This is a genomic window from Vallitalea okinawensis (genome assembly GCF_002964605.1).
Taxonomy (GTDB): Bacteria; Bacillota; Clostridia; order Lachnospirales; family PQDH01; genus Vallitalea_A; species Vallitalea_A okinawensis.
The window spans coordinates 168,138-186,459 of the sequence record NZ_PQDH01000007.1 but is presented as its reverse complement, the minus strand read 5'-3'; the positions used below and the strand labels follow the sequence as shown (position 1 = coordinate 186,459).

At 33.7% G+C, this 18,322-nt stretch carries 21 protein-coding genes; 13 read left to right on the top strand and 8 right to left on the bottom strand.

Features of this window, described 5'->3' with window-relative positions; genetic code table 11:
• Positions 1-2: 2 nt before the first annotated feature.
• Both C1Y58_RS18280 and C1Y58_RS18275 read right to left on the bottom strand, forming a co-directional pair.
• Positions 3-443 (bottom strand): GAF domain-containing protein, encoded by a 441-nt coding sequence (locus C1Y58_RS18280; protein WP_105617635.1) that lies wholly within the window; start codon positions 441-443, stop codon positions 3-5.
• A 115-nt stretch (positions 444-558) separates the two neighbouring features.
• Positions 559-927, bottom strand: coding sequence for a hypothetical protein (locus C1Y58_RS18275; RefSeq protein ID WP_105617634.1), 369 nt, complete (start codon positions 925-927; stop codon positions 559-561).
• Between the two features lie 177 nt (positions 928-1,104).
• On the opposite strand from C1Y58_RS18275, the gene C1Y58_RS18270 reads away from it, so the two are divergent.
• A complete protein-coding gene (locus tag C1Y58_RS18270) occupies positions 1,105-1,230 on the top strand; it encodes a helix-turn-helix domain-containing protein (RefSeq protein ID WP_105617633.1) in 126 nt (41 codons plus the stop codon).
• Positions 1,231-1,242: 12 nt separating this feature from the next.
• On the opposite strand, the gene C1Y58_RS18265 is transcribed toward C1Y58_RS18270, so the two are convergent.
• The 4 genes from C1Y58_RS18265 to C1Y58_RS18250 form a co-directional block, all read right to left on the bottom strand.
• The gene (locus C1Y58_RS18265) at positions 1,243-1,443 is read right to left on the bottom strand and encodes a hypothetical protein (protein ID WP_105617631.1); all 201 of its coding nucleotides are present in this window, start codon (positions 1,441-1,443) and stop codon (positions 1,243-1,245) included.
• A gap of 109 nt (positions 1,444-1,552) precedes the next feature.
• Positions 1,553-2,281 (bottom strand): amino acid ABC transporter ATP-binding protein, encoded by a 729-nt coding sequence (locus C1Y58_RS18260; protein WP_105617629.1) that lies wholly within the window; start codon positions 2,279-2,281, stop codon positions 1,553-1,555.
• An 11-nt stretch (positions 2,282-2,292) separates the two neighbouring features.
• The gene (locus C1Y58_RS18255; protein WP_105617628.1) at positions 2,293-2,955 is read right to left on the bottom strand and encodes an amino acid ABC transporter permease; all 663 of its coding nucleotides are present in this window, start codon (positions 2,953-2,955) and stop codon (positions 2,293-2,295) included.
• 9 nt (positions 2,956-2,964) lie between these two features.
• On the bottom strand, positions 2,965-3,762 hold the full coding sequence (locus tag C1Y58_RS18250) for an amino acid ABC transporter substrate-binding protein (RefSeq protein ID WP_105617626.1): 798 nt from the start codon (positions 3,760-3,762) through the stop codon (positions 2,965-2,967).
• A 540-nt stretch (positions 3,763-4,302) separates the two neighbouring features.
• Between C1Y58_RS18250 and C1Y58_RS18245 the strand changes: the two genes are divergently transcribed.
• Positions 4,303-5,034, top strand: a complete 732-nt coding sequence (locus C1Y58_RS18245) for a class I SAM-dependent methyltransferase (protein ID WP_105617624.1) — start codon at positions 4,303-4,305, stop codon at positions 5,032-5,034.
• A gap of 82 nt (positions 5,035-5,116) precedes the next feature.
• On the opposite strand, the gene C1Y58_RS18240 is transcribed toward C1Y58_RS18245, so the two are convergent.
• Positions 5,117-5,461, bottom strand: a complete 345-nt coding sequence (locus C1Y58_RS18240; RefSeq protein WP_105617623.1) for an ArsR/SmtB family transcription factor — start codon at positions 5,459-5,461, stop codon at positions 5,117-5,119.
• Between the two features lie 116 nt (positions 5,462-5,577).
• On the opposite strand from C1Y58_RS18240, the gene C1Y58_RS18235 reads away from it, so the two are divergent.
• From C1Y58_RS18235 to C1Y58_RS18210, 6 genes are all read left to right on the top strand, one after another.
• Positions 5,578-6,135, top strand: a complete 558-nt coding sequence (locus C1Y58_RS18235; protein ID WP_105617622.1) for a PRD domain-containing protein — start codon at positions 5,578-5,580, stop codon at positions 6,133-6,135.
• Between the two features lie 191 nt (positions 6,136-6,326).
• The gene (locus tag C1Y58_RS18230) at positions 6,327-6,797 is read left to right on the top strand and encodes a PTS sugar transporter subunit IIA (RefSeq protein WP_105617620.1); all 471 of its coding nucleotides are present in this window, start codon (positions 6,327-6,329) and stop codon (positions 6,795-6,797) included.
• Positions 6,798-6,879: 82 nt separating this feature from the next.
• Positions 6,880-8,268, top strand: coding sequence for an N-acetylglucosamine-specific PTS transporter subunit IIBC (gene nagE, locus C1Y58_RS18225; RefSeq protein WP_105617619.1), 1,389 nt, complete (start codon positions 6,880-6,882; stop codon positions 8,266-8,268).
• A gap of 213 nt (positions 8,269-8,481) precedes the next feature.
• On the top strand, positions 8,482-9,285 hold the full coding sequence (locus C1Y58_RS18220) for a helix-turn-helix transcriptional regulator (protein ID WP_105617618.1): 804 nt from the start codon (positions 8,482-8,484) through the stop codon (positions 9,283-9,285).
• A gap of 119 nt (positions 9,286-9,404) precedes the next feature.
• Entirely contained in the window at positions 9,405-11,180 is a 1,776-nt protein-coding gene (locus tag C1Y58_RS18215; RefSeq protein WP_105617616.1) for a glycoside hydrolase family 36 protein, read from the top strand.
• 75 nt (positions 11,181-11,255) lie between these two features.
• The gene (locus tag C1Y58_RS18210; protein ID WP_105617614.1) at positions 11,256-12,131 is read left to right on the top strand and encodes a DUF368 domain-containing protein; all 876 of its coding nucleotides are present in this window, start codon (positions 11,256-11,258) and stop codon (positions 12,129-12,131) included.
• Positions 12,132-12,167: 36 nt separating this feature from the next.
• Here the strand turns inward: C1Y58_RS18210 and C1Y58_RS18205 are convergent, their stop codons facing one another.
• Positions 12,168-13,070 carry a tocopherol cyclase family protein gene (locus C1Y58_RS18205; RefSeq protein ID WP_105617612.1) on the bottom strand — a complete coding sequence of 301 codons (903 nt, stop codon included), beginning with the start codon at positions 13,068-13,070 and terminating at the stop codon, positions 12,168-12,170.
• A 170-nt stretch (positions 13,071-13,240) separates the two neighbouring features.
• Here C1Y58_RS18205 and C1Y58_RS18200 point away from each other — a divergent pair, with 170 nt between their 5' ends.
• From C1Y58_RS18200 to C1Y58_RS18180, 5 genes are all read left to right on the top strand, one after another.
• On the top strand, positions 13,241-13,867 hold the full coding sequence (locus tag C1Y58_RS18200) for a glycerol-3-phosphate acyltransferase (protein WP_157950194.1): 627 nt from the start codon (positions 13,241-13,243) through the stop codon (positions 13,865-13,867).
• Positions 13,868-14,024: 157 nt separating this feature from the next.
• On the top strand, positions 14,025-14,408 hold the full coding sequence (locus C1Y58_RS18195; RefSeq protein WP_105617609.1) for a GntR family transcriptional regulator: 384 nt from the start codon (positions 14,025-14,027) through the stop codon (positions 14,406-14,408).
• Positions 14,405-15,304 (top strand): ABC transporter ATP-binding protein, encoded by a 900-nt coding sequence (locus C1Y58_RS18190; protein WP_105617607.1) that lies wholly within the window; start codon positions 14,405-14,407, stop codon positions 15,302-15,304. Before C1Y58_RS18195 ends, C1Y58_RS18190 begins: the two co-directional genes overlap by 4 nt.
• The gene (locus tag C1Y58_RS18185; RefSeq protein ID WP_105617605.1) at positions 15,279-17,168 is read left to right on the top strand and encodes a hypothetical protein; all 1,890 of its coding nucleotides are present in this window, start codon (positions 15,279-15,281) and stop codon (positions 17,166-17,168) included. Before C1Y58_RS18190 ends, C1Y58_RS18185 begins: the two co-directional genes overlap by 26 nt.
• A gap of 418 nt (positions 17,169-17,586) precedes the next feature.
• On the top strand, positions 17,587-18,255 hold the full coding sequence (locus C1Y58_RS18180; protein WP_157950193.1) for a YukJ family protein: 669 nt from the start codon (positions 17,587-17,589) through the stop codon (positions 18,253-18,255).
• Positions 18,256-18,322: the final 67 nt, after the last annotated feature.

The following is an 18,322-nucleotide window of genomic DNA, read 5'->3' as shown; positions in this document are numbered from 1 at the left end:
CCTTAGTTGGATTGTTGGATTAAAAATTCCTTGTTCATTGAAACAATAGATTGACATTTAGCTAAGTCATCTTCAGAGTAGTTAAGATACTTTTTAATGCCAGGAATCTCAACAAAGCCAACAACTTCGTCTTTATTAATGACGGGGAATATGTAGACACTACGTATGTCTAATTTTTCAAAGGGCTCTGGTTTTCGATCCATAGCATTGGTATCCTGAATCGCAATTAATTCTTTCAAGTTAACAAGCTGTGTTAATAAAGGGTCATTTTCTATATATACTGGATTTTTGGCATGGAAGGCTTTCCATTCTACCAATTTAAAATCCGTTATGTTACTTTTGTGAACAGGATTTAGGCGACCATTTTTTATTGCATGAAAACCAATTTCATCAAAGGGAATAACAGCCCTTAGCTGGTCATATAGCTCATCGAAGGTGTTCATCCTAAACTCACCTCCTCTTCACATATGCTTGCACATCAAGTTGATTCCAAAAATCTTCACATGTTTATGGGATGGGGATTGGACAGGATCCAATCCCTCGTTATGTAATATGTAATTATTTTAAAACCTCATCAACAGAATCGATGAGTGTAAGTGAATCAAAGAAACCAAGATCATCAGTTCTTTTCTTTTGATTTGTTGCAATGATGTTTTTGTCTTTAATGTAGTACTTTGTTTTAAAAGGTGTTTCGTGGAAAATTTGTGTACACTCTACTAATAAAGGTACTACATCTGGGGCCGCGGGCTTTGATTCAGCTGAATCAATAATGAGAGATGTTGTAGCAGGATTAACTTTTGATACTTCTTTCTTTAATGCATCAACATAAGCCTGTGCATCTTCCATTTGGAAAAAGCCTTCACCAAAACAGTAAAGGAACTTTTCACCTTTTGAATTTGTTTTTAATGTTATTTCGTATTTTGCCATGTCTTTTCCTCCTTAAATTTTGTAGTAAAAAAGCCACAAAATCAGTATAATATAAGATTTAATTATAAATCAAGTCTAAATAAGAAATTTTAGTAATTTTATAGCATTTTATGGGTTGTTGTGTAGAAGGAAATAAGTAATATGTAATTAAATGTAATTTGATTTTGTTGGTGGCCTATGGGAATAATTGTGAATTTGGATGTTATCATGGCTATTCTTTTTTCTACCTTAGAAGCTATATGTAAAGAATTAAATTGCCAGCCTGGGGATATTTTAGAATATGTTGACCAAGAGGAAGCTTAAGGGCTTCCTCAGTTATAATGTTGTAAAGCCATTTTGTGATATTGTTTGCTCAATTTCAGTATCAGTTGCTGGCCACTCGTAGTCAATTTGCATTGTTTTCTCTGTTGAGAAGGAAACTTGTTTGACACCATTTAGACATTCTAAGGATTTTCTGACCTCATTAGTAGAATCTTTATACTGTAAACCTTCTAAGTGATAAATTTTTGAATGCATAATTAACCCCTTTCAAAATATCATTTCTTAGAGTAGTAAAGCTGTTTTAGCTGTTTAATACTACATTAAGTAGTATGGTATTTTTTGAAAGGTTTTAAACAAGTATTCATTAAATCCCACTTATAAAATTTCTTAATTTCTTATTAGAATGATGACCAAAGATCTCTTCAGGTGAACCTTCAGCGGCTACCTTTCCTTGGTCTAGAAAAATAATTCGATCAGCTACTTTTTCAGCAAACTTCATCTCGTGAGTAACGATAATCATCGTTTTATTCTGCTTAGCTAAATTGGAAATAACACCCAAAACTTCTTTTACTAGCTCTGGGTCGAGGGCTGAGGTGGGCTCATCAAAAAGTAGAATTTTAGGATTACATGCCATAGCACGGGCTATTCCTACTCGTTGCTTTTGTCCACCCGATAACTGTGAAGGGTAATGATCTGCTTTATCATCAAGACCGACCTGATTAAGTAGATCTTTAGCTACGACTAACGCCTCATGTTTATCCTTTTTTTGGACTGCAATTAATGGTTCTAATATATTTTGAAGGGCGGTTTTATTCCGAAAGAGAGCAAAACTCTGAAAAACCATGGCTGTATTTTGACGTAAAGCTCTAATATCTTTAGGAGATATATGATTGAAATCAACTTGAATATCATTCAAAATTAACTCACCTGAATCCGGCTTTTCTAAGTAATTAATGGAGCGTAATAAGGTTGATTTACCTGAACCAGATGAACCAATAATAGCAACAACTTCCCCTTCGTTTACTTCTAAATCCAGATGATCTAAGACATGTAAGTCTCCAAAACTTTTATTTAATCCTTTAATCTTTAACATGGCTATTCTCCTTAATAAGCTCTAGCAAGTCTCTTTTCTAGTAGATGAAGGAGTTTAGCTGAAACATAAGTTATCATCCAGTAAAGAAGACCAACCGCTAGATAGCTTTCCAAAAACTTGTAACTGGCTGCTGCGCCGATTTTTGCAATACCCATCATTTCTGTTACACCAATTGTAAAAGTAATAGCTGTACCTTGAATAAGACTAATAAAGGTATTACTTAATGGAGGGATAGCAATTCGTGTAGCTTGAGGTAGAATAATTCTTAGCATAGCTTTTACTTTAGACATGCCAATGGAAATAGCTGCTTCCATCTGATCCTGATCAACGCTATTGATAGCTGCTCTAACTGTTTCAGAGATATAAGCAGATGCATTAATACTAAGTACAATCACTGACATGGTAATAGCCGTGGTTGTACTCACTGATGGAATAAGCTGTGGAAGACCAAAATAAAATAAGAACAATTGAACGATTAATGGTGTACCACGAAAAAAAGAAACATAGATCGCAAGAATCTGATCAATAAAGGGTATCTTATTATGCCTAATAATAGCAATCAAGGTACCAACAAATGTACCTGTAACCATGGCTAATAAAGCTAAAGCCATGGTCACGGGTATATAGGTTGCTATAAATGCTAATCTTTCTAATAAGTACGATAAGTCAAACATGTCATACACCTACTTTTTAGTAATATCAATTGGGAAGTATTTTAAAGATATTTCAGTTAAAGTACCATCTTCAGCCATAGCTGTCATAACCTCATTGATATCTTCTAAAAGTTCCGCATTATCTTCATTCTTTACAAATGGAAAAGCATTTATGACTTCTTCTACAGGGTCGCCCCCTAGCTTAAGATCCATACCTGATTCTTCAATGAAAGTTTTTCCAGCTAACATATCATCAAGTACTGCATCGATACGTCCTAGAGCAACATCCTGTAAAGCACCACTATAACTTTCATAGGTGATAATTTCTAGTTCGTTATTACTATCAAATGCTCGTAACATTTGCTCATAATTGGAGCCTAAACTTACGCCTACTTTTTTGCCTTTTAAATGCTCTAAGCTGCTAATAGTAGAATCTTTATGAACAACTAATTGAGCACCATTATACACATAAGGAGCTGTAAAGTCATATTTCTCTAGTCGCTCATCTGTTATAGTAATCTGATTCGCGATTGTATCTATTTGACCATTATCAAGCATACCAAATAAACCAGAGAAGGCTGCAACAGTAAAATCAATTTCCATATCTAAACGACGTCCGATTTCTTCCCAAACCTCCACATCAAAGCCGGTTAAGTTATTCTTTTCATCAACAAAAGTATATGGCGGATAACTTCCTCCAGTACCAACGACAATAGTTGTTTTTTTCTCTACAGTATCTGTCACCGGTTGCTCATCAACACTTGAGCACGCTGATAAAATAAATGTGAATAATAAGATGATTGGTAAAATTATGAATTTTCTTTTCATTTCTCTTCCTCCTAATTTTTAAATGACGTTAACTTAAATCATACCTAGTTATATTAAAAAGACTATTTTAAGATTGCATTCAAAAAGAGCACCTAAAGTGATTAGGTGCTCTTGTTTGTTGGAATAGAAAATTTATATATACAAGGCTCAATACTTTAGTCAACGTTTATGTTTTTCATATTTTTTTTGCACACAGAAATTAAGACAACAGCAGCAACAGTTGCCCTTACAGAAAAGAGTATGAATATTGACGTTTGACTTATTGATTAAAGTTGAATTCATTGTAGTTACCCCTTTCTTATCTGCTAGCATAAATATGACTAACAGTACTAAAATCAAATTCCGACTAATACAGTGGGAATTAGTTATCTTGATTATAAAGAAGGGAAGAAGATTTGTCAAGCAATATTTAGAAAAAAACTTAATGGTAGATTTTACTCTAAGATAACTTACATTAATTCTTCAATAAAAGTCGCTTTATATGGAGGGGAACGTGTTATAATAATAAAAAGCGACTATAGAAGTTTGGAGGCTAAAAAAATGAATTTTTATGAAGATATGAGTAGCTGTTACGATGAAGTTTTCCCTAAGAATGAGCTGAAAGTAAACTTTCTAACAGAGTACATGAATAAGGATGGGCTTTCAGTTGATATTGCCTGCGGTGTTGGTACAGATGTAAGAGAGTTAATGGATAGAGGATTCAAAGTTGAAGGTTTAGATTTAGATAACTCAATGATTAGTGAAGCGAAGAGAAAGAGTGAGGAACAAGGTGTAATAACACGCTATATAACTGGGAGTATGTTAGAAATGGAGAAGTATTATGGCGATGATACTTTAACCAATGTCTTGTGTACTGGTAACTCTTTAGTTCACTTACCTTCTCGTGATGATATCTTTACATTTATTCAAGAAGCATACAGATGCCTTGAGGATCATGGTAAATTAATCATCCAAATCATTAACTTTGACCGAATACTTGATCAAAAAGTACAAGGGTTACCAACCATTATAAATGAAGAGCAACAAGTGAAATTTGTTAGGAAGTATGAACACATGAATACACCTGCTGGTACTGTCATCAAGTTCATTGGAGAGCTTGAAAAGGGTGACAAGAAGACGATTAACAGTGTGAATTTATTAGCATTACGTAAAAATGAATTAATTGAGATTCTTAAAAAAGTAGGATTCAAGTCATTAGACACTTATGGTAATTTTAAAGGAGAAGTCTATGGAGAAAATAGCTATGCAACGATAGTAGTGGCTAAAAAGTAAATAATAGAGAAACATAAGCCCATAATCAATGATGCTTATCATTGATTATGGGCTATTTTGGTAAGGCTTAAACTGCTTAGGTTTATACATCTTGATAACAATCGCCACAACTAATAACTTTATTAAGAGCTACAAGGTCACTGGCAAAAGGTTCAACATCCTTTAGTTGATCTTTAATATAATGTGTCAGAATACTATGTTCCTCTTCAAAAGTTGTTGAGAGAGAATAATAGACCCATTGTGCTTTTTTGGTTGTTCTGACAATGCCTGTATTCTTTAATTTAAGTAAATGCCTTGAGGCATTGGATTGATTGATAGTCATAATTCTTTCTATTTGGCAAACGCATAATTCTCCACGAAGAAGTAAATTAATAATCCTCAATCGATTCTCATCCCCAAGTGTTTTAAACAAATCACTGATGTTCATTTTCTCACCTCAAATAGTATATATAATAGCATATGCTAAAATTGGACATATGTCAAATACTTGGAATGATGCTTGTACATGGAGCATATACATAAAAAAGATAAGGAGGGTGAGTGATGGCCTATGAAGTAAAGAAAGTATTAGGTAATAATGTAGTTCTAGCTACAGATCAAAATGAAGATGTTGTCGTTATGGGTAAGGGAATCGGGTATCATGCCCAAAAATATGCAGCGATAGACCCATCACTCATAGAAAAGATATTTAGATCTTTTAAAGAAGAAAATTTTCTTAAATTTGAAGCTCTTATTAAGTATATACCTGAGGAGATTATCAAAATATCAGAAGATATCATTAGTTTTATTGAAACAAAAATAGAAGAACCATTGGATGAAAGGGTGCATCTAGCTATACTAGATCATATCCATTTCTTGGTTTTGAGGAAGCAACAAGGTATTGATTTGGTTAATCCATTTATGAAAGAGATAAAAGTTTTATATCCAGAGGAATATCGCATTGGTAGGGAAGCTGTTAATCGATTAAGAAAAAAATTAAATATAGCTATTAGTGATGACGAGATTGGTTTCTTGACATTACATATTTATTCAGCAAAACATTCATGCCATGTAAAAGAAGCAATACAACAGACAAAAGAAAAATATAACTTGAAAATGTAAATAAATGGTATTATAATGGATATAGAAAGCGTGTTACTGATTCGATCAGGCATGAGCAAAGTTCTATGTATGCAAGAGCATATAGAGAATCTAGTTCATGCCTTTTTATATTGTTGAGCTAAAACTTCTATTTCATTTAGGAAGTTTTCAGTTATATGACTCATAACCAATAGGTATAAAGAGGTGAGAAGATGTTAGGTAGGCAGAAAATTAAAGTGTATGCTCCTATAGAAGGTCATGTTATGTCAATTGAGAAGGTACCTGATGAAGTTTTTAGTAAAAGAATGGTTGGTGATGGAATAGCTATCAATCCTAATAAGGGTGTGGTTTATGCACCTGTTTCAGGTAAGGTAGTTACTATATTCCCAACTTATCATGCTATTGGTATTGAGACGAAAGAAGGGTTAGAAGTTCTTGTACATATCGGTTTAGATACTGTAGAGCTAGGTGGTCTAGGGTTTAACAGTTATGTAGAAGACGGTGACAATGTTTCACGAGGAGATAAAATAATCGAGTTTGATCTACATATCATAAATGCAAATGAAAAATCACCTATATGTCCAGTGATTATTACAAACTTAAATGCCTTTACCAAATTAAAGGTAAAGAAACGAAAAGGATTGGTTACTCCAAATGATACTATTCTTGAGATAATAAAATAGACGAAAGAGATTCCCTTGAAATTACAGATGAGTATGGAAGCACTAAAGATAGATAGATTATATTTCAGGGGAGGGTGTTTTTATGAAAACATCATTTTTTTCTAAGGTTCAAAAACTTGGTAAATCATTAATGCTTCCTATAGCGATTTTACCAGCCGCAGGTTTACTCTTACGTTTTGGGCAACCAGATTTATTGAATATTCCATTTATAGCTCAAGCAGGTGGAGCAGTATTTGCTAACTTGGCATTAATTTTTGCTATTGGTGTAGCTATTGGATTTGCTAAAGATAACCATGGTGCTGCAGCTTTATCAGGAGCTGTAGGTTACTTAATTATTGATGCAGCTACAAAGACTATTAATCCTGATATCAATATGGGGGTTTTATCAGGTATCATTGCAGGTATAGTTGCTGGAGTTTTGTATAATAAGTATAAGAGTGTAAAATTGCCGGCTTGGTTAGGATTCTTTGGAGGACGACGGTTCGTACCTATTGTCACAGCTGCTACTTGTATAGTTTTAGCATTGTTATTTGGCTTCATTTGGCCACCAATTCAAAGCGGTTTAGATGCCTTTGGTAATGCTATTATCAATTTAGGAGCTCTTGGTGCTGGGTTATTTGGTTTCTTTAATAGATTACTTATCCCATTTGGCTTACACCATGTATTAAACAGCTTTTTCTGGTTTGAATTTGGTGAATTTACCAATGCAGCTGGCGAAGTTGTTGTAGGGGATTTAACAAGATTCTTTGCTGGTGATCCTAGTGCCGGGGTATTCATGGCTGGTTTCTTCCCAATTATGATGTTTGCTTTACCAGCAGCAGCTTTAGCGATGTACTCAACCGCAAAGAAGCAAAATAAACCTGTAGTTGGTGGTATGTTAATATCTGTTGCCTTAACATCATTATTAACAGGTATTACTGAACCTATTGAGTTCATGTTTATGTTCTTGGCACCAGTATTATATGTTATCCATGCAGTGTTCACAGGTCTAGCAATGGCTGTTGCGTACGTACTCAATGTTTTATGTGGTTTCACATTCTCGGCAGGTGCTATTGATTACTTATTAAACTTTAATATCTCAACAAATGCTTGGTTAGTTATACCGCTTGGTCTGGTCTTTGGCGTGCTCTATTATGTTACCTTTGTCGTAGTCATCAAGAAATTCAACTTACCAACTCCAGGACGGGAAGATGATGAAGCAGGTAATCTTAATGAGATTCTTAAAATGAAATCTTTAGCAGATGTGGCGAAAGATTTCTATCAAGCTTTAGGTGGCAGTGAGAATATTCAAGATGTCGACTCTTGTATAACACGCCTACGTCTTGTAATAGCAGATGGTTCAAAAGTTAGTGATGAAACACTTAAGCAATTAGGGGCATCTGGTGTTATTCGTCCAACAAGCAAGAACATGCAAATTGTTGTTGGTACATTAGCGGAACAATTAGCTGATGAGATGAAAGCCTTATTATAAAAATTGATTTTTATTTTCTAGAAAAATATGTAGAGATTATACACCCTAGAACCTTTCAAGTCTAGGGTGTTTTCTTTATTAGATCAAGCCCCTCTATTGACAGGCTATAAGAACTATATTATTAAATCATGAATAAGACTTTTATAAATAGTTGTCCATCCCTATCAATTCAATTATAATAGAAGAAAAGGAAAATGTATTGGGGAGAATACAATGCATCGAGATTTAAATTTTAGTAATTTAGTTATGAATCATCTACAATTTAATATATTATCATTAGGTTATAGTGATCTGGATAGTCACTGGAATTTTAAAGGAACATGTGATTATTTCAATCGTTTATATATTGTTTTAGATGGTGAAGGGATGGTTGAGAATGAATATGAGACCATTTGGCTTCAAAAAGGATATGCCTATCTCCTACCAGAATTTACACCCTACGACTTATCCTGTGATTACTATTTGAAGAAAATATGGATTGGATTCAATATGCAGCTTATACCAGGACAAGATATCTGTCATGCCCTAGATAAATGCTTATTTAAGCAATTTGATTTTGAAAAATTGGAGTTACTAGGTCAGCGAATAACTAGTAAGAAGGTTAATGACCTGATCTGGTGTCATGGTACACTTTTTGAAATGATTAGTGAACTTTTATTCGAAGAAGAATTATTAACAGAGGATAAGATGAAGTTAATCATTAAGTATCGTGATGTTTATGAGTATATCACCACCAACAATCGCTTTGATCTTACACTTACAGAAATCAGTGATAACACCAACATCAGTGTCGATAAATTAACCAAAGAATTTAAAAGGGATATGGGTTTAACTTTGAAAGAATATATAAAGCAACAACTGTTACAAAATATAGTAAAAGACCTACTTTTAACAGACCAGACTGTAGGAGCTATAGCTGAACAATATGCTTTTAAAGATCAATTTTATTTCTCTCGATTTTTTAAGAGACAGTTAGGGGTATCACCTATGAAATATCGCAATCGATATAAGGACTAGAATAAGGGGAGTTTTGTGTAATGTACATAAAACTCCCTTAATAGTCCATGTACTTATAAAATCCTTCAAGTTATTATTAAAGTAGTATTAAAAAATAAATATCTATTTGGAGGTCAATCATGGATTTTATAAAGAAGCTTATGAATAGTAAATCTTCCGTTGAAATGACAGAAGATTATGATAAAACAACAGTGGAATTATCTTTACTTTGGGATGGTAGCCTACTAAAATCCTCAATAACCAATAAAGGTAATGAAGTTGTTAAACTAGATGAAGTGATTATCATGTCAGGTGAGCATGGATTACCTGGTGACACCAAGCTTTATGGTGAAGGGTATAATATGCTATCTCAATACAAGGGAACATTGGATAAAGAAGTTGCTATAACTAAATACACAGAGCAAGGACACTATAAATTCAAACAAAAAGAAGATTATCGAACAGTTTATAATTTAGCTGTTATTGAGAAGCAGATCGATGATTATATACTTCTTGGTTTTACATCCTGTCATCGTTTCAGCAGTGAAATACGTTTTAATGCTTCGGCATATGAAATTGTTTTGGATTTAGAAGGATTAGAGATTGAACCAGGAGAGACTTGGGAACTGGAAGAATTTATGGCATTGGAAGGGAATGACCGTGAAAGTCTCTTAGCAATATTTGCAGAAGCAATAGGTAAGAACCATCCAAAGCTACCCTTTGAAGAAATACCTACTGGCTGGTGCTCTTGGTATTGCTATGGTCCTCATATTGACGAAAAGATCATAGAAGAGAATTTAGAAGCTATTATTAAGCATAATTTAGATTTGAAATACATACAGATCGATGACGGTTATCAACCATTTATGGGAGATTGGTTGGAACCCAATGAAGATTTTGGTATGGATATCAAAGGACTCTTAAAAAATATTAAAGAGAAAGGATTTGAAGCTGCTATATGGGTGGCACCTTTTATAGCGCAAAAGGAATCAAAGCTATTTAGAGAGCATCCGGAATGGTTCATTAAAGATCAAGAGGGTCAACCTTTACCTTCAGATCAGTTTACTTTTGGGGGATGGCGTTTAGGACCTTGGTACATGTTAGATGGAACGCATCCTGGAGCTAGAGAGTTTTTACGTGAAACTTTTAGAGTTTTAAACGAAGAATGGGGCTGTACTTACTTTAAGTTGGACGCTAATATATGGGGAGCTATGCCAGAAGGTGTTCACTATGATAAGAGGGCGACAAAGGTAGAAGCTTATCGAAGAGGTATGGAAGCTGTCATAGAAGGAGCAGGTAAAGATAGTTTTATCCTAGGATGTAATGCACCTATGTGGCCTTCATTAGGTGTAGTTCATGGCATGCGCATCTCAGGAGACATTATGAGAAAGTGGATTGTAATCCATACCCTAGCAGAAGAGTGCTTTTATCGTAATTGGCAACATAATCGTCTATGGATCAATGATCCAGATTGTATTGTCCTTGAGAATAACGAAGTTAATCTTGTAGATGTAGCAGGAAATGAGACAGGAATAAAGCATTCTGCGACAACTAAAGAAGAATTTACCTTCCATCGTAATCATATTTTAGCTAGTGGAGGAATGGTACTTGGGTCTGATATTGTAGAATTAATGAGTGAGGAAAGTGTTGAACTACTAAAGAGAATTTTACCACCAATGAAGGAAGCTGCTAAGTTTGATGACACTTCCTTTAAAGTGGGTCGCTTACCTCATGAGGAGGGTTATGTACTGGTATGCTTTAACTGGGAAGATGATGAAAGAACACTAGAGATTGATTTACATGGTGCTTATGATGTAGTAGAATTTTGGTTACAAGAGGAAGTGGGGAAAGAACTAGAAAGTCTTTCATTAACCATGCCAGCTCACTCAGGTCAAGCTTTTATATGTAAGAAATAAACACTTCATCCCTTTACAAGCCTCTTATTTCTGCTATAATGTACCATATAGCAGGATAGATGATGGAGGTATAGAATGAATTGGATTAAAACGTTTGTACAAGGGATGATTTTTGGTGTTGCCAATGTCATACCTGGTTTTTCAGGTGGAACCATTGCGTATATGTTGGGGATTTATGAAAAATTATTAATTGCCATAAGCGATTTATTACCTAACAGAAACAAAAAAAGAAAGGAATATTTACTCTTTTTGGGGTTCTTAGGTGTAGGTGCTGCATTGGCAATCTTAATTTTCTCAGGTGTGATAACTTATATTTTAGATACACCTCATTTAGCAGAGTATTTTTATTTTTTCATTATAGGATCGATTTTGGGCTCCATTAGCATAGTGGTTCTTCATGAGGAAGATATGAATCTATCCTTCATACGCTTATTGATTATGATAGGAACAATTTTAGGATTTTTATATATCACAAATTCTTTAAATATCGGAGAGAATAACAACTTACCTGAAGTGACAAATAAGATTTTCTTTTTTAAGATAACAGAAATGGATCTAGGATATTACTTATGGTTATTCTTCATTGGTATTATAGCGGCTGGTGCCATGATTTTACCAGGTTTCTCAGGCTCAGCATTATTTGTAAGTTTAGGAGAGTATTATAATATTCTTTATTTTATTGAAGAAATGATGATAGTACCACTCATCTTTTTAGCATTAGGATGCGCTCTAGGTGTACTTCTTTTGTCTAAAGTTTTAACCGTTTTATTGGAGCGCTTTAGAGGGGGAACAACCTATTCTATTATTGGTTTGATGTTAGCCTCTATTTATATTCTTTACAATGAGATGAACGGAATTAATTTTGAACAGATCATCTTAAATATTATCTTTTTAGTAGTTGGTTTCCTACTAGCATTCTTTATCAACCAACATAGTAAAAAAGTCCATTAAGTAAAAAAGTTCAGGGACATAGATCCTTGAACTTTTTTAGTATTTATGACTAATCTCAATGGCACATAGTTCTCCTAGATCTTCAAAAAGTAAGGCATTATTCTTAAAGAATTGAATAGAGATTTGACCTTCTAAATCTTCAATAACTGGGCGGTTCATGGTACCTAATTGTGGAGAGATTAATGATCGACCATTTTTGAGATGGGCTTTAATCACCAAACGATAATGCTTCTTTCGGATAATCATATAAACCTTTGATGAGTTAATAAGATAACGTTCTACATGACTACCGTTATAGGTCGCAAAGCGGTGTTCTTTACCATTAATGTTTAACACACAAATTAATCCATTAAATGATGTGATGAGAAAGGGAATGTGAGCAAAGGAACACATAAACTTAATATCATTTGTGTTAAAGGTGTTACATTGTAACCAAACATAGTCTTTAGGAAAGGATGTTCCTGAATCAGCTTCGATATAACCAGAAGCTTGATTGAAGAAGTGTTTTTTACCATTCAATGTTACGACACCGTTCACAAAATGATGAAGAGATAATATATGATGATAACATTCCATAAAGTTAAAAAAAGAGAATGGTCCCATAATAGTTGGTGATGTCACTGTGCGCTTTATGTCTAATAAATCATCAAATGTTAGCAGACCATGAAGTTGAATCCTTGGAGTATCAATATTTAAATACATAAAGTCTTTTGTAAAAATGCTCTTTCCACATTTAATATAAAAGGGATTCACGTTAAGTTTTAAATAATGGGATGGATAGCTGATATAGTAAGTTTTTTTCTCTGTAGTATCTATGATCTGGATAAAACTCGAGTGTTTTTCTATGCTATAATGTGTACCTACGATGATGGATAAACTATAATTTGTTTCTAAATCAGTAGCGCGGAAATACCATCCTGTGAAATAAGGTTTTCTCATGGTATTAAGTCCTTTCTTAAATAAAAAGTAAAAATAATAGTATTTACATTTTTATCATGTGCATGAAAAAATTTATTATGCATGGGGATTGACGAAAAAAAGATAAGATGATATATTGAGTGTGCTAGGTGTATTAAAGAAAATAATACACGATTAAGGGGGTTTAAATGATGAATTATTTTATAGCGTCATTTGTGGGTTATTTATTTGGTTGTTTTCAATCATCCTATTTTATAGGAAAATTCATAAAAAAGATAGATATACGTGACTTAGGTAATGGTAATGCAGGGGCATCCAATACTACGGTTGCATTTGGAGCTAAATATGGTTTAATTGTTGCGGTTTTAGATATATTAAAAGCAGTTGTTTCAATTGCTATTATGCGTTTGATTTTTAAAAATAGTGTACCAGAAATAGAATTATATAATATTCTTTTTTTAAATGGTCTTTTTGTCATTATTGGTCATAATTTTCCTTTCTTTATGTCTTTTAAAGGTGGAAAAGGAACAGCTTCATTATTAGGTATGTTACTTGCTATTGATTTTCGCTTAGGTTTATTAGGAATACTAGTTATGGTAGTTATTCCATTGGTAACGGATTATATCGTTCTTGGAACAATGGGGTTGATTATCCTTCTGATTGGTGGTACCTTGCTGATACACAATCATGTAGTTAGCCTACTGATCGTTACTTTCATTGCTGCTATGAGCGTTTATAAACATATACCTAATTTAAAACGTATTATAAACGGAAGTGAGAAGAGGGTACGGTCAAGTTTAAGTAAAAAAGATGATTAGCTTGAATTGACAAATATTATGAAAGGGAGTATAATGAGTGTATTATTACATGTAATACGGATTAAAATAAGTATCTGACCCAAGAAAATGTGACCTCATCACTTTTCTTGGGTTATGCATTAAGTGGCATGACAAGTGGTTAGAAGGGAGGAAAAGCATGATTAGTATTGACATTAAAAGCGGAATACCTATATATGAACAGATAGTTGATGGTATGAAAAACTTAATCATAAAAGGGGTATTAAAACCTGATGAAAAAATTCCTTCTGTTAGAGAATTAGGAAGAAAGCTAACGATCAATCCCAATACGATTCAGAAGGCTTACCGTGAACTAGAAAGACAAGGCTATATTTATACAATTATTGGAAGGGGTAATTTTGTCAGTAGTTTAGATGGTGTACATAATGAAAGCAAAATTACTCAGCTTAAAGAAGAGATAGAGAAGATGTTAGAGGAGTTAAAGTATCTTGGTTTGAGTGAAAATGAAATAATGGAGTTAATAAAACGGGTTTTTGCAGTAAAGGATGGTGATAGGAAATGATTCAAGTTAAGAAACTTACTAAGAAAATAGATGATCATGTTATTCTTAAAGATGTTAATATTCATGTGAAAGAAGGATCCATTTATGGTCTTGTTGGACCAAATGGAGCAGGAAAAACTACATTGATCAAGCATTTAGTTGGTATATACACGCAAAATAGTGGTGACATTGAAATTTTAGGTGAAAAGATTTATGAGAATATAGAGATTAAAGACCGTATAGCATACATATCAGATGATCTATATTATTTTCCCCAGTATACAGTGAAAAGTATGGCTAAATTTTATAGTAATATTTTTTCTAATTGGTGCTGGGAACGCTATGAGAAGTTAAAAGAAATCATTAACATTGATGAGAATATGAAGGTCAATAAAATGTCTAAAGGGATGAAAAAACAAGTGGCTTTCTGGTTGGCAATTAGTCATTTTCCAGAAGTGATCATTTTGGATGAACCTGTAGACGGGTTAGACCCTATTGCGCGTAAAAAAATTTGGTCCTTACTTATTCAAGATGTTGCGCAACGTAAAACAACTATCTTAGTCTCTTCCCATAACCTTCGTGAATTAGAAGATGTTTGTGATACTGTAGGGATTATGCATGATGGTAAAGTACTTATTGAAAAAGAACTAGATAATTTAAAATCTAATGTAGTGAAGGTGCAGGTAGCTTTCGAGGGGGATATGGATGCTTCTCTAGAATATGGCTTAACTATTCTTAATAAGGAACAGACTGGAAGTGTCTACACATTAATCGTTAAGGGTAACCGAGAAGAGCTTATAAAACAAATAAATAGTTATAAGCCTTTAGTATTAGATGTTTTACCACTAACACTTGAAGAAGTCTTTATATATGAAGTGAGGGGGGCTGGCTATGAAGTTAAAGATGTTATTCTCTAAAGAATTATGGAAAAATCAACTTAGTATCTTTGGTGTTGTATCCATTATATACTCCGTAATAGTTTTCTTTGCTTATCCTTTGGTACTTATATTAATGAAGAAAGAAACACTGGATATAATTTATTACAATCCATTATTAATCATGTTGACAGTTACTTTACCCATATTTTTAGGTTTGATTTATAATTTCCTTTTTTCAACGAAGTCGATTAATCATATACACAGTTTACCTTTTACACGTACCCAAATATATTTTAGTAATTTATTTGCTGGTATTACCATGCTGATTCTACCATACTTGGTTAACGGATTACTGGTATTGGTATTAAGAATGTTCAGTAAAGAACTTATAGAGATTCCTATGAATCATATTATACAGTCAACCTTACATTATATGTTCATTAATGTGATATTATTTAGTGTCAGCATTTTTGTAGCAACATTATCAAGTTCAGCTTTTATTCATATCGGGTTAACCTATTCTTTATTAGGGATACCTGCCCTTACAGTTCTGGTTTTAGGTGAAGGGTTACTTGGGCATCTTCTATATGGCTATCCTTCCTATTATTTTAATTGGAACGAGGTCATGATGAAGATTACGCCATTGTTTTTATTCAATGGATATGATGCCTATGAAGAAGTCTTCAATTCCACGTATTATATAGTTGGTTTTGTCTATTTAGTTCTAGCTATTGGATTGGGGCTGTTCTTTTATAAAAAACGTAAAATGGAAACAGTTAATGATTGGGTGGCATTTAAATGGGTTCACGTAGCCATTAAATACTTAGCAGCTATTATTGGCTCCATCTTTTTTGCAGCATTCTTTGTTGCGTTATTAAACAATAAATTTGATATGACATTACTCTGGTTATTGATTGGAGGGGTAGTAGGATATATTATTGCTACAATGTTCCTTCATAAGAAGATTAATATATTGCCTCAGTGGAAAGGCTTAGCAGGTTACAGTGTTGTCATCATTATACTATATTTCGGAATGATCTTTGATGTAGCAGGCTATATTTCAAGGATCCCAGATATACCGGACATTGAATACATGGAAATAGACTCCTATCTTATTAGTGATTTTGATGGTTTAGGAAGTTCAGTAGTTATCACAGATCCAGAAGCTATTCAAACCTTGGTGCTTATTCATGAAGAAGCTATTGAGAGTTACAAAGAAGATCGTTTAAGTGCTTATGAAACCTATGGACCAGATATTCAGTTTACTTATTATCTAGAGAATGGCAACGTACTTATGCGTGATTATGATTTTCCACAAGAGACGTATAAAACATTATCTAAACAGCTTTATGAATTAGATGAAGTAAAAGAATTAAAGTTAAAAGATCATCTAAGTTATATTGAGCAGATTGAAGTTAACTCATCAAAAGGTAGCTTCTCCATAACTGAACCTGATCAAATTATAGAGTTAGCAGCCATGATGGATATGGATTATTCAAACATGAGTTATGATGAACGATTAACTAATAAAAATTTAGCTAATTTATATGTTGAATATGATCGTGATTATGACCGTGAGCATGATTACAAAATCAACAGTTACTTGCATATTGGATCGAATTGTATCAATACTTTGCAATGGTTAAAGGATGAAGGGTTGTATGATCTTGTTATCTTTGAAGTCACTGATTTTACTTCTGTAGAGCTGTATGAGTGGTTGGAGGATAGTGAGTATTGGGAAGAAACCATAACTGATCCCGAGCATATTGCTTATTACTTTGAGAATAGTGTTGATTCACCTAGGTACTATTATGATGAGGAAGATTTTATTGAGTTAAATTTCTATACAGCCCATGGTAATAGCTTTAATGGTAGGATACCGAAAAGTATGTTGTTGAATTAATTAGAAGTCCATAAGAGTTAAAGGCTCTTATGGGCTTTTTATATATTCAAGAAATAATAATAGGGTCAAGCATGCAGGGGATCTATTACGCTGGCAGAAAAGACGTCCGTGTCTTAGACTGCCAGGCTCCCCGTCCATGGCTCGCTGCTCCATAGAACCCCTTACATGCTTTCGGTGTTGGATAGACTAGGTTGATAGTCAACTAAATTAGGGTCAAGCATGCATGGGGATCTATTACGCTGGCAGAAAAGACATCCATGTTTTAGAGGGGAGGTGGGGATGGTATAGGTCTTTTATATTTGATATAATGTATATATAGATGATTTCCATTCATTATAATGAGTTGATCTATAGAACTTCTTATTTACTATGGTATCTAGATACGTAGGTGATGGACACAAGAGAAGGGGGTATCCTTATGAGTTTACAATCGTATGGACTTTTAAAATGTAAGGCTATAGCGACGCAAGAAGAAAGAGATAACAATCGGCCCCATTTTCATATTCATGTGAGGGCTAATGGTGAAGATTATCGGGTCTCTGTTAACATTAAGTCAGATGGTCCTAAGTCTGAGGTTTTATTTTATACAGATAAGAGATTTAGGCATAGCATAACAGGACAGATCAGTAAGTTACCTTATGGTTTCTCTTACGCTAGAAGGTACTCTATTGATTATATTAGAAGTGATCTGGGCTTTCATAGAGAGAATATGAAAAAAATACCCCATGATAAAGCTGGTCCAGATAATGATCTAAATGAGAAACTAAATTTCTATTTGAATAGAGCTATAGAATCTGATAATGCTGATGTCTATGTCTATGGCACTAGATGGAAATCAAGTAACTCTTGTAAACCAGATAGGATCTTTGGCTTTTCCCCTTCCATGGGGATGCACGATATCCATATGAACCAAGGGAATATCAGGCAATGGCAAAAAGATAATGGTGTTTGGCAAGATGGAGGGATTTTCATTCACTTTACGACAACTGATCAATGGATATGTATTCTGCTAGCTTTCCAATCCCAATCTTGGGATACAGATGATTGTACTGGAAATGGGAAAAAACGCAAAAAGAAAAAGTATTAATCATGATACTATAAAGTAGAGACTACATCGATGTTAAAAGCCCATGTGATTATAGGTTTAATCTCAT

Coding starts and splice junctions, on each gene's coding strand:
- C1Y58_RS18265 (WP_105617631.1), bottom strand. CDS start 1,443: ATGCATTCAAAAATTTATCACTTAGAAGGTTTACAGTATAAAGATTCT.
- C1Y58_RS18180 (WP_157950193.1), top strand. CDS start 17,587: ATGAGTTTACAATCGTATGGACTTTTAAAATGTAAGGCTATAGCGACG.
- C1Y58_RS18275 (WP_105617634.1), bottom strand. CDS start 927: ATGGCAAAATACGAAATAACATTAAAAACAAATTCAAAAGGTGAAAAG.
- C1Y58_RS18270 (WP_105617633.1), top strand. CDS start 1,105: ATGGGAATAATTGTGAATTTGGATGTTATCATGGCTATTCTTTTTTCT.
- C1Y58_RS18200 (WP_157950194.1), top strand. CDS start 13,241: ATGAATTATTTTATAGCGTCATTTGTGGGTTATTTATTTGGTTGTTTT.
- C1Y58_RS18215 (WP_105617616.1), top strand. CDS start 9,405: ATGGATTTTATAAAGAAGCTTATGAATAGTAAATCTTCCGTTGAAATG.
- C1Y58_RS18245 (WP_105617624.1), top strand. CDS start 4,303: ATGAATTTTTATGAAGATATGAGTAGCTGTTACGATGAAGTTTTCCCT.
- C1Y58_RS18220 (WP_105617618.1), top strand. CDS start 8,482: ATGCATCGAGATTTAAATTTTAGTAATTTAGTTATGAATCATCTACAA.
- C1Y58_RS18210 (WP_105617614.1), top strand. CDS start 11,256: ATGAATTGGATTAAAACGTTTGTACAAGGGATGATTTTTGGTGTTGCC.
- C1Y58_RS18205 (WP_105617612.1), bottom strand. CDS start 13,070: ATGAGAAAACCTTATTTCACAGGATGGTATTTCCGCGCTACTGATTTA.
- C1Y58_RS18240 (WP_105617623.1), bottom strand. CDS start 5,461: ATGAACATCAGTGATTTGTTTAAAACACTTGGGGATGAGAATCGATTG.
- C1Y58_RS18230 (WP_105617620.1), top strand. CDS start 6,327: ATGTTAGGTAGGCAGAAAATTAAAGTGTATGCTCCTATAGAAGGTCAT.
- nagE (WP_105617619.1), top strand. CDS start 6,880: ATGAAAACATCATTTTTTTCTAAGGTTCAAAAACTTGGTAAATCATTA.
- C1Y58_RS18195 (WP_105617609.1), top strand. CDS start 14,025: ATGATTAGTATTGACATTAAAAGCGGAATACCTATATATGAACAGATA.
- C1Y58_RS18185 (WP_105617605.1), top strand. CDS start 15,279: ATGAAGTTAAAGATGTTATTCTCTAAAGAATTATGGAAAAATCAACTT.
- C1Y58_RS18190 (WP_105617607.1), top strand. CDS start 14,405: ATGATTCAAGTTAAGAAACTTACTAAGAAAATAGATGATCATGTTATT.
- C1Y58_RS18260 (WP_105617629.1), bottom strand. CDS start 2,281: ATGTTAAAGATTAAAGGATTAAATAAAAGTTTTGGAGACTTACATGTC.
- C1Y58_RS18255 (WP_105617628.1), bottom strand. CDS start 2,955: ATGTTTGACTTATCGTACTTATTAGAAAGATTAGCATTTATAGCAACC.
- C1Y58_RS18250 (WP_105617626.1), bottom strand. CDS start 3,762: ATGAAAAGAAAATTCATAATTTTACCAATCATCTTATTATTCACATTT.
- C1Y58_RS18280 (WP_105617635.1), bottom strand. CDS start 443: ATGAACACCTTCGATGAGCTATATGACCAGCTAAGGGCTGTTATTCCC.
- C1Y58_RS18235 (WP_105617622.1), top strand. CDS start 5,578: ATGGCCTATGAAGTAAAGAAAGTATTAGGTAATAATGTAGTTCTAGCT.